Below are 13873 nucleotides of genomic sequence, written 5' to 3' on the forward strand. Positions count from 1 at the left end.
GTGCCGGCGAAGGCGACGGTGGCCGCCCAGGAGTGGACGTCGGAGGCCGGGGTGGCGTCCTCGCCGTGCAGGATCTCCGGCGGGAGGTAGCCGGGCGTGCCCAGCAGCCAACCGGTGAGCGTGAGCCGGGGGTCGTCGGCGACCCGGGCCAGCCCGAAGTCGATCAGCACCGGGCTGCGACCCTCCATCAGCACGTTGGAGGGCTTCACGTCACGGTGGAGCACGCCGCAGTCGTGCACCGCTGCCAGCGCCTCGGCCAGGCACAGGGCGAACCAGTCGAGGTCCGGGCCGGTGATCGGGCCCTCGTCGCGCACCTGGTCGTGCAGGGACAGGCCGGGGACGTAGCGGGTGGCGACGTAGGGCACCGGGCCCCAGGGGTCGGCGTCGACGATCTCGGCCACTCGCGGTGAGCGGATCCGGCTCAGCGAGCCGACCTCCCGCGCGAGCCGGGCGCGGGCCTCGTCGTCGCCGACGACGTGCGGTCGGATGACCTTGAGCGCGACCGGCCGGCCGTCCGGGCGCCGGGCAAGGTGCACCACCCCCATGCCGCCCTCGCCGAGGCGGGTCTGCAGGGCGTACCCGGCCACGGTGAGGCCGGGTGGCGCCTGCGGGGGCTGGGTCGACGTCACCCGTCGAGGGTACCCGTGGCGGGCCCTCGGCCCGGGGAGCGCAGCCTCAGCAGACCCGGTGCAGCCAGCTGTGGGTGTCCTCCGCCCGGCCGTACTGCACGTCGACGAGCGCCTTGCGGATCCGCATCGTGACCTCCCCGGCCTCGCTCACCTCCGGGGTCTGGCCACCGTCCCACTTGAGGCTGCCGACTGGGGTGACCACGGCCGCGGTGCCGCAGGCGAAGACCTCGCTGATCGCTCCCGAGGCGACGCCGTCGCGCCACTCGTCCACCGAGATCCGGCGCTCCTCCACCGTGAGCCCGAGGGTGCCCGCGAACTCCATGATGGTGCGCCGGGTGATCCCCTCGAGGATCGTGCCGGTGGCCGGGGTGACCAGCCGGCCGTCGGCGAAGACGTAGAACATGTTCATGCCGCCGAGCTCCTCGACGTACCTGCCCTCCTGGGCGTCGAGGAAGACCACCTGGTCGCAGCCCTGGGCGGCGGCCTGCTGCTGGGCGACCAGGCTGCTGGCGTAGTTGCCGCCGGTCTTGGCCGCGCCCATGCCGCCGTGCCCGGCGCGGGTGTACTGCGTGGACAGCCACAGGGTGACCGGCTTGACGCCCTTGGCGAAGTACGCGCCGGCGGGGCTGGCGATCACCATGAAGGTGACGTGGTTGGCCGGCCGGACCCCGAGGAACGCCTCGGAGGCGAACATGAACGGCCGGACGTAGAGGCTCTTCTCCCCCTCGCTGTCGGGGACCCAGCGGCGGTCCACCCGGACCAGCTCGTCCACGGCCTGGACGAAGTCGTCGATGTCGAGGACCGGCAGTGCCAGGCGCTCGGAGGAGTGTGCCATGCGGGCTGCGTTGGACTTCGGGCGGAACGTCCAGATCGACCCGTCGTCGTGCTTGTAGGCCTTCATCCCCTCGAAGATCTCCTGCGCGTAGTGCAGGACCGCGGTCGCCGGGTCGAGGCTCAGCGGTGCGTACGGCGTGATCCGGGCGCTGTGCCAGCCCTCATCCGGCGTCCACTCGAGGGTGAACATGTGGTCGGTGAAGTGCACCCCGAAGCCGGGGTTGGCCAGGATCTCGGCGAGCCGGGAGTCGTCGACGGCGTGGGAGGAGAGGGTGGTGCTGATCTGCATAGGAGGCACGGTAGCCGACCTTTCACGGGGGTGGTGCGCTGGCGTGGCGGCGTACGCCGTGGTGGTCGGGCCCTGCCGACGTCGCACGGCAGACTGGCACTTGTCGGGGGATGCTTCCCCCTACAGGTGCGGGATTCCCCGCCCGGGCGGGGAATCCGACGCAGGCCCCGAGCCTCAGCGCGTGACGAGCGCCGCGATCGCGTCGCCCACCTCGGCGGTACGCCGGGGGGCTCCCGGCACCCGCGCGGCGAGGTCGGCGAGGACGGCGGCCTCCACGGCCGCGGCCGCCTCGGGGTGGCCGAGGTGGTCGAGCAGCAGCGAGACCGAGAGGATCGCGGCGGTCGGGTCGGCCTTCTGCTGGCCGGCGATGTCGGGCGCCGACCCGTGCACGGGCTCGAACATCGACGGCGCGGTCCGGTCGGGGTTGATGTTCCCCGAGGCGGCCAGCCCGATGCCGCCGGTGACCGCGGCGGCCAGGTCGGTGAGGATGTCGCCGAACAGGTTGTCGGTCACGATCACGTCGAACCGCGACGGGTCGGTGGTGAGGAAGATCGTGGCCGCGTCGACGTGGAGGTAGTCCACGCTCACCGCGAGGAACTCCTGGGCCACCTCCGCCACGATCCGCGACCACACCGCGCCGGCGTGCACGAGCACGTTGGTCTTGTGGACCAGGGTCAGCCGTCGGCGCCGCCGCATCGCGCGGGCGAACGCGTCGCGCACCACCCGCTCCACGCCGTACGCCGTGTTGACCGAGACCTCGGTGGCCACCTCGGCCGGGGTGCCGACCCGCAGGGCGCCTCCGTTGCCGGTGTACGGGCCCTCGGTGCCCTCGCGGACGACCACGAAGTCGACCTCACCGGGATCAGCCAGGGGGGAGGCGACACCGGGGAAGATCCGCGAGGGCCGCAGGTTCACGTAGTGGTCCAGCTCGAAGCGCAGCCGGAGGAGGAGGCCGCGCTCGAGGATCCCCGGCGGCAGGTTCGGGTCGCCGGGCCGGCCGCCGACGGCGCCGAGGAGGATCGCGTCGTGCTCCCGGATCTCGGAGAGCACGGAGTCCGGCAGCACCTCACCGGTGGCGAGGTAGCGCTCGGCACCGAGGTCGTAGCGGGTCTGCTCGACCTTGACCGGGGACGCGGCCTCGAGGACCTTCAGCGCCTCCGTGGTGACCTCCGGCCCGATACCGTCGCCGGGGACCACGGCGAGGCGGAGCAGGTCGGCGGGCGCGCTGGCGGGCGACGGGTCGGTCATGGTCGCAAGGCTAGTTGTCCTCCGGCCACAGGCCGCCGCCGTCTCGCAGGTCAAGCGCGGCCTGGACGGCCTCGTGGCTGCGCGGGTTGTCGGGGTCGTGGCTGGCCGGACCCCACTCGGGATACATGTCGTACATCGGTGCTCTCCTGTGCGTCGGGGGCCCGGCAGAGCCGGGCGGGGGTGCGTCGGGGGCCCGGCAGAGCCGGGCGGCGGCGCCGCCCCCGCGGCGGAGAGGAGATGCGGACCGGGGCCCACGGATCGCGTGGGCGGGTCGGGATCGGACCCGGGAGGCTGCGGGTCTCGCCGGAGCTTCGGGGACCCGCCGCGGAGGCGAATAGCGCCAGTGGTAGGCCCGTCCACGCCGAACACCGCGGCGAGGTGGCCTACCTGTCAGGCCCCGCCGCGGCAGTCGATGAGTACGAAGACGCTCCGCATGGTGGGACCACGGTACGTCGTACGGCGCGGTGCTGCCCACCGTTCGGGCGATCGGTTCCAGGATGCGAGACGACCTGGTCCGGATGACAGACTTCTCCCCCATGAGCGCACCCCCCGATCTTCCCGACCTGGTCTCCCGTGCGTTCGAGGTGTCGCGGCGGGCGGGCAACGTGTCGTTCTGCCGCAACGAGACCGGGCGGCTGCTGGCCACCCTCGCCGCCACACGGACCGGCACACTGGCGGAGTTCGGCACGGGCTGCGGGGTGGGCACCGCCTGGCTGCGCTCGGGCGTCCCCGACCACGCCCGCATCCTCACCGCCGAGCTCGACCCGCAGCTGGCCGGTGCGGCCGCGGAGATCTTCGCCGACGACCCCCGGGTGGAGGTGCTCGCCGCCGACTGGGCCACGCTGCTGGACAAGGGGCCCTTCTCGCTGCTGTTCCTGGACTCCGGGGAGACCTCCGAGGTGCGGGTGGACTCGGTGGCGGACCTGGTCGAGCCGGGCGGCCTCGTCGTGCTCGACGACTTCACCCCGTGCGCGGGGTGGCCCCCGGTCGAGTACGGCCGCGTGGACACCCTGCGCGAGGAGTGGCTCACCGACGAGCGGTTCGTCGCCGTCGAGGTCATGGTGGCCCCGGACGCCAGCGCCGTCATCGCCACCCGGCGCTGACGCCCCGGCCGCGTCGCCGCGTGCCAGGTAAGGCTTGCCTGGCTAGGCTGGAGCACGGAGACCGCAATGCTCACCGTGACCCTGCTGGGGGAACAGTCGGTGGTCGACCCCGCCACCGAGCACATCCGGACCAGGTCGGTCCGGACGGTCGCGCTCCTGGGACTGCTGGTGGCTCGAACGGGGGCCCCGCAGTCGCGGGCGGCGATCGCGGGGAGCTTCTGGCCGGACTCGGGTGACGCCCAGGCGCTGACCAACCTGCGCCGCGAGCTCTTCACGCTGCGACGCCTCCTCGGCCCCGACGACGACTCGCTCGAGGTGACCTCGTCCCACCTGTGCTGGCACGACCGTGGCCGGCACCGGGTCGACCTGAGCCGGTTCCTGGCCGGGTGCGCGGCGGCCGGGGCGGCCGACGCCGACGAGGATGTGCTGCGGCACGGCCAGGCGGCGCTGGCGCTGTACGGCGGCGACCTGCTCCCGGGCATCGACGGCGAGTGGCTCGACGAGGTCCGGGCTGAGCTGCGCACGGCGTGCACCCGGCTGTGCGACCTGGTCTGCGAGGCGGCGCTGCGCTCGGGCCGCCCCGAGGCGGCCGTGGAGGCGCTGCGCAGACGCGTCACGGTCGAGCCGTACGACGAGGCGGCCCACCGCCGGCTGATGGAGGTGCAGGCCGGCCGCGGCGACCGGTCCGGCGCCATCCGCACCTTCCACCGCCTCGCCACCCTGCTCGAGCGCGACCTGGGCGTGGGCCCGGCCCCCGAGACGCTCCTCGCACTGGACCAGATCCTGGGCCGCGGGGCCCCGCGCACCCGTCGGCCCGGTCCCGGGCCGGCCGCGCTGGTGGGGCGGACCGACGAGCTGGACCGGCTCACCCGGACCTGGGAGCGTGCCGCGTCCGGACAGGCCCAGGCCCTGGTCGTCTACGGCGGGGCCGGGGTCGGCAAGTCCCGACTGGTCAAGGAGCTGCAGGCACACGCCCGCCGCAGCGGCGCGGTGGTGGCGGTCACCCGCTGCTTCGACACGACCGGGCGGCTGTCCCTCTCCCCGGTGGCCGACTGGCTGCGCACCCCGGCCGTGCGCGCGGCCCGGACCCGGCTCGACGCGGCCTGGCGGCTCGAGGTCGACCGGCTCACGCCGGCCGCCGCCTCGGCCGGCGAACCAGAGCCGGCACCGAGCCACGACGTGTGGCAGCGGCACCGCTTCTTCGAGGGGGTCGCCCGGGCGCTGCTCGCGGTGGGCCGACCCACCCTGCTGGTCCTCGACGACGCCCAGTGGTGCGACCCCGACACCTTGAGCCTGTGCGGGTTCCTGCTCAACCTGGCCCCCGAGGCGCCGCTCCTGCTCGCGGTCACCGCGCGGAGCGACGCGGAGGCGGCCGCCGGGCAGGTCGCCGCGTGGGCCTCGGTGCTGCGGACCCGGGGCATCCTCACCGAGGTGCCGCTCGGCCCGCTCGACGCGGACCGGACCGCCGCGCTGGCGAGAGCGGTACGGGGTCGGCCGGTGAGCCGTGAGGAGGGCACGCTGCTCCACGAGGCCACCGGCGGCTTCCCGCTGTTCGTCATCGAGGCGGCTCGTGCTGCGGGCGAGGCACCTGACGCGACCGGCGCGCGGTGGCACGACATCCTGCGGCGCCGGCTGCAGCTGGTCAGTCCCGCCGCCAGGGAGACCGCAGGGCTGGCCGCGGCGCTGGGTCGCGACTTCACGCTGGCCGTGCTCGTGGAGGCCAGCGACCTCGACGCGGACTCCGTCGTGCTCGCCGTCGACGAGCTGTGGCGGCACCGCATCGTCCGGGAGCTCGAGGACGGTTACGACTTCTCCCACGACCTGCTGCGCCAGGCGGCGTACGCCCTGGTCCCCCCGGCACGCCGCTGGCTGCTGCACCGGCGGCTGGCCCAGTCGCTCGAGCTGGTCCAGGCCTCCGGGTCCGACGCCGTGGCCGCGGCGCAGGTCGCCGAGCAGTACCGTCTCGCCGGCAACCCCGGCCGGGCGCTCGGGTACTACCTGCAGGCCGCCGATGCCACGGCACGGGTCTTCGCGCACGCGGAGGCGCTCGTGCTGCTCGACTCGGCGCTGGAGCTGCTCGGGTCACTGCCCGCCGGCCGGTCCCGCGACGAGCAGGAGCTGCGCTGCCTCGAGGCGTCGGCGCCGGTGATGCTCGCCCTGCACGGCTACACGCTGCCCCAGCTGGAGCGCACCTGCGAGCGCTCCGTGGAGCTCGCCGGGCTGCTGGGGCTGCCTGAGCAGCAGGTGGCCGCGATGGTGGGGCTGTGGTCGACCGTGTTCGTCGGCGGGCGGCTGCACGAGGCCTACGAGCTGGCCACCCGCGCGGTCGCGCTGGTGCGGCCCGGGGACCGGCGCTTCGGCCAGGCGCACTTCGCCATGGCGGGGTCGGCGCTCCACCTGGGCCGGCCGGGGCCGGCTCTGGAGCACTTCGCCCTGGCCCACGACTCGATGAGTGACGAGGCGCTCAGCTTCGGCACCCGGGCCCGCGTCCACACCACGGCGTGGTGGGCGCACGCGGCACTCGCCTGTGGGCAGCCCGACCTGGCGCGCGAGCTCGCTGAGGCCGCGCTCACGGAGGCCCGGGCGAGCGGCCACCAGTACTCCTACGTGGTGGCCCGGGCGTACGCCGCGATCACCCACCAGCTCCTGGGCGAGCCGGACGCCTGCCGGACCGCGGCCGCCGAGGTGACCCGGCTGTGCGACCGGATGCAGTTCAGCTACTACGGGGAGTGGGGCCGCATCCTGGAGGGCTGGTGCCTGGGGGGTCCCGACGGCGTCGCCCTGGCCCGGACCGGGATCGAGACGCTCGAGCGGCAGCGCGCGCTGGTCCGGATGCCCTACTGGCTCTCGCTCCTGGCCGAGATCCTGCCCGACCGTGCGGCCGCCGACCGGACGCGGGCCCGGGCCGACGCCGAGGCACGGCGTACGCGCGAGGACTGGCAGCGGCCGGCGACCGCGCCCCGGTAGGACCGGCGAACGCCCGCCCGGGCGACGACGAACGCTGCGCGAACGCCCCGGTTCCTACCGTGGCGGCCACATCCACGACCACCGGGAGCCCCCATGACCACGACCGAGCAGCGTCCCGCCACCCTGGCCGGCGCCCTCACCGACCTCGCCACCACCGTCCGGGGCGAGGTGATCACCCCCGAGCACCCCGGGTACGACGAGGCCCGGGCCGTCTACAACGCGATGGTGGACCGCCGGCCGGCGGCGGTCGTGCGGTGCCGGGACGTCGCGGACGTCCGCGCGTGCGTCGCCGTGGCCCGGGACCTCGGCCTCACGCTCGCCGTACGCGGCGGGGGCCACAACGCCGGCGGGCTGGGCGTGTGGGACGACGCCCTGGTCGTCGACCTGTCGCTGATGCGCAGCACCACGGTCTCGCCCGACCAGGGCCTGGTCCGTGTCGACGGCGGCTGCACGTGGGGCGACGTCGACCACGCGACCGCGGCCTTCGGCCTGGCCACACCGTGCGGGATCATCAGCACCACCGGCGTCGGCGGGCTCACCCTCGGTGGCGGGATCGGCTACCTCGCCCGGCAGCACGGCCTGACCGTCGACAACCTGGTCTCCGCCGACGTGGTGCTCGCCGACGGCAGCCTGGTCACCGCGAGCGCGACCTCGCACCCCGACCTGTTCTGGGCGCTCAGGGGCGGTGGCGGCAACTTCGGCGTCGTCACGTCGTTCGTCTTCCGCTGCCACCCGGTCGGTGAGAACGGCACGATCCTCGCCGGCCCCGTGCTCTACGACCTGGCCGACACCGGCGAGGTGCTGCGCTGGTACCGCACGGTGCTGCCCTCCCTGCCGGAGGAGCTCAGCGGGTGGTTCGGGCTGATCACGGTCCCCGGTGGCCCGCCGTTCCCCGAGGAGCTGTGGGGTCGCAAGGCCGCCGCGATCGTGTGGGCCTACACGGGACCCCACGCCCGGGCCGAGGAGGTGCTCGCCCCGGTGCGGTCCTTCGGCACCCCGCTCCTCGACGGCATCCACGAGCTGCCCTACCCGGCGCTCCAGGGCGCCTTCGACGGGCTGTACCCGCCGGGGCTGCAGTGGTACTGGCGGGCCGACTTCTTCACCGAGATCACCGACGAGGCGATCGAGGCGCACGCCCGCTTCGGCGAGGCGCTGCCCACGGGCCTGTCCAGCATGCACCTCTACCCCGTCGACGGGGCGGCCGCGCGGACGGGCGCGGACGAGACGGCCTTCGCCTACCGCGACGGCGGCTGGGCCGGGGTGATCGTCGGTGTCGACCCCGACCCGGCGAACGCCGGGGCGATCACCGAGTGGACCAAGGCCTACTGGGAGGCGCTGCACCCGACCTCGGCCGGCGGGGCGTACGTCAACTTCCTCATGGACGAGGGGGCGGAGCGGGTGCGGGCGTCGTACCGGGACAACTACCCGCGGCTGGTCGACGTGAAGCGGCGCTACGACCCGCACAACCTCTTCCGCATCAACCAGAACATCGACCCGTCCGGCGGCTGACCGGACCCTCCCGATCCGCTCGTCGCAACCGCCCCAGATAGTACGGTCCCCACGCGGGGTCCGGAGGGCCTTCTGACCCCGCGTGGGGACCGTACTAACCCGGCGGGCGCTGGCCGACCCACTCCGGACACGCCTCCGGACGGACCGGGACCCGACCGAGGCGGAGGGTGAGCCGCGGGAGCAGGAGCTGGGTGAGCGGGCCGATCGAGAGCGCGTAGAGCGCGGTGCCGACGCCGACGACGCCGCCGAGCAGCCAGCCGGCGAGGACCACGGCGACCTCCAGGGTGGTGCGCACCAGGCGCACCGACAGCCCGGTACGGCGTACCCAGCCGGTCATCAGCCCGTCGCGGGGACCGGGCCCGAGCTGCGCGCCCAGGTACATCGCGGTGGCCAGCCCGTTGAGGAGCACGCCGGCGACGACGAACCCGGCGCGGGCCACCGGGTCCTCGGGGGTGGCGAGCAGCAGCAGCGCGGCGTCCGCCGAGAGCCCGACGAGCACCGCGTTCAGCACGGTGCCCAGCCCGGGCAGCTGACGCAGCGGGACCCACAGCAGCAGCACCAGGAACGAGGTCGCCACCACGACCTGGCCGATGGTGAGCGACAGGTGCCTGGCCAGTCCGTAGTGGAGCACGTCCCACGGCATCTGCCCCAGACCGCTGCGGATCATCAGGGCCATCGAGACCCCGTAGAGGCCCAGGCCGACCAGCAGCTGCGTGAGCCGCCGGGTCATCCGGCCGGCGCGCACCTGGGCGACCGGGCCGAGGTGTGCCAGCGAGGTCGTCATGCGAGGAATGCTGCCCGAGAATTGGCCTTGGCGGAAATAGCCAATCGTGGGACAGTGGCCTGCGTGACCCGCACCGTCGGCCCCGCCCGTGTCGCCGCGCTGGTGGACGGCTTCGACCCGCACCCGGCGTACTCCGGGCTGGCCGACGCGGTCCAGCTCGCCATCGGGGACGGCCGCATCCCGCCTGACACCCGGCTGCCCAGCGAGCGTGACCTCGCGGTCGTGCTCGGCCTCTCTCGAACCACCGTCACCCGGGCCTACGCCGAGCTCCGCGAGCGGGGGTACGCCGCGGCGCAACGGGGCTCGGGCACCTTCACCCGGATCCCCGGGGGGCGGGCGCGCACCCTGGACCGGGCACTCAGCCCGCGCGACCGCGGCGACGGCACCACCATCGACCTCAGCTGCGCGGCCTCCTCCGCGGTCCCCGGGCTGACCGCCGCCTACGCGGCAGCGGTCGCTGACCTGCCGGCCTACCTGTCCGGCCCCGGCTACTACCCCGCAGGGCTGCCCGAGCTGCAGCGCGCGGTCGCGGCGACCTACGAGGAGCGCGGGCTTCCCACCGACCCCGACCAGGTCATGATCACGCCGGGCGCGCTCGCCGCCGCGACCGTGGTGGCCCGGACCCTGCTGCGCACCGGGGACCGGGTGCTCGTGGAGGCCCCGGTCTACCCCAACGCGCCGCGGTCCTTCGCGGCCGCCGGCGGCCGGCTCGTGACCACCCCGGTCGACCCCGACGGCTGGGACGTCGAGACGCTGACCCGGACGACCCGCCGGCTGCGCCCCGCGGCGGCGTACCTCATCCCGGACTACCAGAACCCCACGGGCCGCCTGATGGGGGACCGCGACCGGTCGGTGGTGGCCCGGGCCCTGGCGGCTGCGGGGACCGTCACCGTGGTCGACGAGACGCTCCACCTGCTGGGCACCGGGAAGGCGCCGGCCCCACGGCCGCTGGCCGCCCACCTCGCCGAGGCGGGCGGCACGGCCATCTGCGTGGGCGGGGTCAGCAAGGTCGTCTGGGGCGGGCTGCGCATCGGCTGGCTCCGGGCACCGGCCTCGATGATCACCGCGCTCACCGAGACGCGCCTGGCGATGGACCTCGGCGCCCCGGTGCTCGAGCAGCTCGCCACGGCCAGGCTGCTGGCCGGGATCGGACCGGTGCTGGCCTGGCACCGCGAGCGGCTGGCGCGTCAGCGCGAGACGCTGCTCGGCGCCCTGGCCCGCGAGCTGCCGGACTGGTCGTTCCGTCCACCCGACGGCGGTCTCGCCGTGTGGTGCCGGCTGCCCGCACCCCGGGCCACTGCGCTGGCCGACGAGGCGGAGCGTCTGGGCGTGGTCGTCACCCCCGGCCCGGTGTTCGCGCCCGAGGGCGGGTTCGGGTCGTGGCTGCGGATCCCCTGCACCCGGCCCGAGGCCGAGCTGGTCGAGGCCGTGGCCCGGCTGCGGGAGGCCTGGCGTGCCGCGACCGCACCGCGGCCCGAGCGGCGCCGGCCCCGTCGTACCGTCGTGGCCTGAGCTCACTCCGTGAGTTAGTACGGTCCCAACGCGGGGTCCGGAAGGCCGGCTGACCCCGCGTGGGGACCGTACTAACGGAGGTTGGCGGCGCGGACCGAGAGGGCGGAGATGGCCTGCTCGATCTCGTCGAGGGTCTCGGTGGGGATCGCGGTGTCGACGGAGAGGGCGACCAGGGCCGCGCCGCCCTTCTCGTCGCGGGAGACCTGCATGCCGGCGATGTTGACGTCGGCCTCGCCGAGGATCCGCCCGACGATGCCGACCATGCCCGGGCGGTCGACGTAGCGCAGGAAGGCCAGGTGGTCGGTGGGCTCGAGGTCGACGTCGAACCCGTTGATCTCGACCAGCCGCTCCTTCTGGCTGATGCCGATGAGGGTCCCGGAGACCGAGACCTGGGAGCCGTCGGCGAGCGTCCCCCGGATGGTGATCAGGTTGCGGTGGTCGGGGCTCTCCGGGTCGGCGACCAGGCGTACGGCGGTGCCGCGCTCGGCCGCCAGCAGCGGCGCGTTGACGTAGGAGACCTGGTCCTCGACCACATCGGCGAACATGCCCTTCAGGGCTGCGAGCTCGAGCACCTTCACGTCGTACTCGGTGATCTCGCCGCGGACCTCGACGTCGACCTGCTGGGCCACCTCGCCGGCCAGCGCGGTGAAGATGCGGCCGAGCTTCTCGGTGAGCGGGATCCCGGGTCGGACGTCCTCGGCGATCACCCCGCCCTGGACGTTGACGGCGTCGGGCACCAGCTCCCCCGAGAGCGCCAGGCGCACCGAGCGGGCCACCGCGATGCCGGCCTTCTCCTGGGCCTCCTCGGTGGAGGCTCCCAGGTGCGGGGTGGCCACCACGTTGTCGAGCTCGAACAGCGGGCTGTCGGTGCAGGGCTCCTTGGCGAACACGTCGAGCCCGGCGGCCGCGACCCGGCCCTCCTTGAGCGCGGCGTAGAGCGCTCCTTCGTCGACGATGCCGCCGCGGGCGGCGTTGACCAGCACCAGCGACGGCTTGACCTTGGCCAGCTGCTCGGCGCCGATCAGCCCGAGGGTCTCCGTGGTCTTGGGCAGGTGGACAGACATGAAGTCGGCCTCGGCGAGCAGGGTGTCGAGGTCGACCAGGCGCACCCCCATCTGCGCGGCCCGGCCGGCCTGGACGTAGGGGTCGTAGGCGATGACCGACATGCCGAAGGCGTTGAGCCGCTGGGCGACGAGCACCCCGATCCGGCCGAGCCCGACGATGCCGACGGTCTTCTCGTACAGCTCGGTGCCGGTGTACTTCGAGCGCTTCCACTCCCCGTTCTTCAGCGAGGCGTGGGCCGGAGAGAGGTGCCGGGCGGCGGCCAGCATCAGCGCGACCGCCAGCTCGGCGGCGGAGACGATGTTGGAGGTGGGGGCGTTGACGACCATGACGCCGCTCTGGGTGGCGGCCTTGACGTCGACGTTGTCCAGGCCCACTCCGGCTCGGGCCACGACCTTGAGCCGGGTGGCGGCGGCCAGCGCCTCGGCGTCGACCTTCGTGGCCGAGCGCACCAGGATGGCCTCGACGTCGGCGATGGCGGCAAGCAGCTCGGCCCGGTCGGCGCCGTTGCAGTGCCGGATCTCGAAGTCGGGGCCGAGCGCCTCGACGGTGGCGGGGCTCAGCTCTTCGGCGATGAGTACGACGGGCTTGCTCACAGCGTGTCCTCGCGATGGGTCGGGGCCGGTGGACCGTGCACGACGCTGTGCGGCGCCCACTGTACCTGTCTCGGCGGCCTCTCCCACGCCCGGTCCGGTCAGGTGAACAGCCGCTGGCCGACGTACTCGCCGGGCCTGGTCCCGGGCGGGACCGCGAACAGGGCGGACGAGGTGAACCTGAGGTACTCCATCAGGGCGTCGTTGGTCGCCATCCTCATCTGCATCGGGATGAAGTGGGTGCGGGGGTCGCGCACGTAGGCCAGGAAGAACAGCCCGGCGTCCAGCCCGCCGAGGGCGTCGCTGCCGTCCACGAAGTTGTAGCCGCGACGCAGCATCCGCGCCCCGTCGTTGTGGTCGGGGTGGACGACGGCGACATGGGAGGTCACCGGCACCACCGGTCCGTCACGTCCGGGCATCTCGAAGTCGGGCTGGTCCAGCTCCTTCCCGCCCGACAGCGGCGCCCCGGACGCCTTGGTCCGTCCGATGAACCGCTCCTGGTCGCCCAGGGGCTGCCGGTCCCACACCTCGACGGCCATGTTCACGCGGCGGGCCACCAGGTAGGACCCGCCGGCCAGCCAGGAGCCCGCCGGGTCGTCGTCCGGACCCACCCACACGTGCCGGTCCAGCTCGTCGGCCTCCTCGGCCTTGACGTTCATGGTGCCGTCCTTGAAGCCGAAGAGGTTGCGCGGCGTGGACTGACCGGTGCTGGTCGTGGAGGTGCGGCCGAACCCCAGCTGGGACCAGCGCACCGAGACGGTGCCGAAGCCGATCCGGGCCAGGTTCCGGATCGCGTGAACGGCCACCTGCGGGTCGTCGGCGCACGCCTGGACGCAGAGGTCCCCGCCGCTGCGGGCGGGGTCCAGCACGTCGGCGGGGAAGTGCGGCAGCTGCTGCAGCGCGGCCGGCTGCCGGTCGGCCAGGCCGAACCGGTCGGCGCCCTCGGCGTCACGGAACAGCGTCGGCCCGAAGCCGAAGGTGAGGGTGAGGCCGGACGGCGGCAGCCCGATCGCCTCGCCGGTGTCGTCCGGCGGCAGGTCGTAGGCACCCTCCACCGGGCCGACCGGGCCGGCGCCTGCCCCACGCACCAGGCGCTCACCGGCCTCGGTCCAGGCCTGAAGGAGGGCGACCAGCTCGTCGCGCGAGTCGGAGACCACGTCGAAGGCCGCGAAGTGCAGCCGGTCCTGCGCAGGCGTGGTGATCCCGCCCTGGTGGGTGCCGTGGAAGTCGTACGCCCTGGGCGTGCGGCCCGCAGACGGCGCCCGGTCGGCGGTCCCGCGCCCGGCCGCGAAGCCGGCCCCCGCGGAGCCGGCCGCGAGCGCCGTACCACCCAGCAGCCCCCG

General features: G+C 74.3%; 11 protein-coding genes. 4 read left to right on the forward strand and 7 right to left on the reverse strand.

What is annotated here, in order from left to right:
• From PLP61_RS08605 to PLP61_RS08620, 4 genes are all read right to left on the reverse strand, one after another.
• On the reverse strand, positions 1-629 hold a 629-nt coding region (locus tag PLP61_RS08605), incomplete at its 3' end, for a serine/threonine-protein kinase (protein WP_324502218.1).
• A 46-nt stretch (positions 630-675) separates the two neighbouring features.
• Complete coding sequence (locus tag PLP61_RS08610; RefSeq protein WP_324502219.1) at positions 676-1752, reverse strand: branched-chain amino acid aminotransferase; 1077 nt, start codon at positions 1750-1752, stop codon at positions 676-678.
• Between the two features lie 174 nt (positions 1753-1926).
• Positions 1927-3000, reverse strand: coding sequence for a 3-isopropylmalate dehydrogenase (locus PLP61_RS08615; protein WP_324502220.1), 1074 nt, complete (start codon positions 2998-3000; stop codon positions 1927-1929).
• A gap of 10 nt (positions 3001-3010) precedes the next feature.
• Positions 3011-3136: a hypothetical protein gene (locus PLP61_RS08620; RefSeq protein WP_324502221.1), complete on the reverse strand. Its 126-nt coding sequence runs from the start codon at positions 3134-3136 to the stop codon at positions 3011-3013.
• 400 nt (positions 3137-3536) lie between these two features.
• Here PLP61_RS08620 and PLP61_RS08625 point away from each other — a divergent pair, with 400 nt between their 5' ends.
• The 3 genes from PLP61_RS08625 to PLP61_RS08635 all read left to right on the forward strand — a co-directional run bounded on the left by PLP61_RS08625 (position 3537) and on the right by PLP61_RS08635 (position 8579).
• Positions 3537-4103: an O-methyltransferase gene (locus PLP61_RS08625; RefSeq protein WP_324502222.1), complete on the forward strand. Its 567-nt coding sequence runs from the start codon at positions 3537-3539 to the stop codon at positions 4101-4103.
• Positions 4104-4169: 66 nt separating this feature from the next.
• The gene (locus PLP61_RS08630; protein WP_324502223.1) at positions 4170-7070 is read left to right on the forward strand and encodes an ATP-binding protein; all 2901 of its coding nucleotides are present in this window, start codon (positions 4170-4172) and stop codon (positions 7068-7070) included.
• Positions 7071-7163: 93 nt separating this feature from the next.
• Positions 7164-8579: an FAD-binding oxidoreductase gene (locus PLP61_RS08635; RefSeq protein WP_324502224.1), complete on the forward strand. Its 1416-nt coding sequence runs from the start codon at positions 7164-7166 to the stop codon at positions 8577-8579.
• Positions 8580-8673: 94 nt separating this feature from the next.
• On the opposite strand, the gene yczE is transcribed toward PLP61_RS08635, so the two are convergent.
• The gene (yczE, locus tag PLP61_RS08640; protein WP_324502225.1) at positions 8674-9363 is read right to left on the reverse strand and encodes a membrane protein YczE; all 690 of its coding nucleotides are present in this window, start codon (positions 9361-9363) and stop codon (positions 8674-8676) included.
• Positions 9364-9426: 63 nt separating this feature from the next.
• Between yczE and yczR the strand changes: the two genes are divergently transcribed.
• The gene (gene yczR / locus PLP61_RS08645; RefSeq protein WP_324502226.1) at positions 9427-10875 is read left to right on the forward strand and encodes a MocR-like transcription factor YczR; all 1449 of its coding nucleotides are present in this window, start codon (positions 9427-9429) and stop codon (positions 10873-10875) included.
• Between the two features lie 71 nt (positions 10876-10946).
• Here yczR and serA read toward each other — a convergent pair whose 3' ends face one another.
• Both serA and efeB read right to left on the reverse strand, forming a co-directional pair.
• Entirely contained in the window at positions 10947-12533 is a 1587-nt protein-coding gene (gene serA, locus PLP61_RS08650) for a phosphoglycerate dehydrogenase (RefSeq protein ID WP_324502227.1), read from the reverse strand.
• Positions 12534-12631: 98 nt separating this feature from the next.
• On the reverse strand, positions 12632-13873 hold a 1242-nt coding region (gene efeB, locus PLP61_RS08655; protein WP_324502228.1), incomplete at its 5' end, for an iron uptake transporter deferrochelatase/peroxidase subunit.

The organism is Nocardioides sp. (genome assembly GCF_035429765.1).
Classification (GTDB): domain Bacteria; phylum Actinomycetota; class Actinomycetes; order Propionibacteriales; family Nocardioidaceae; genus Nocardioides.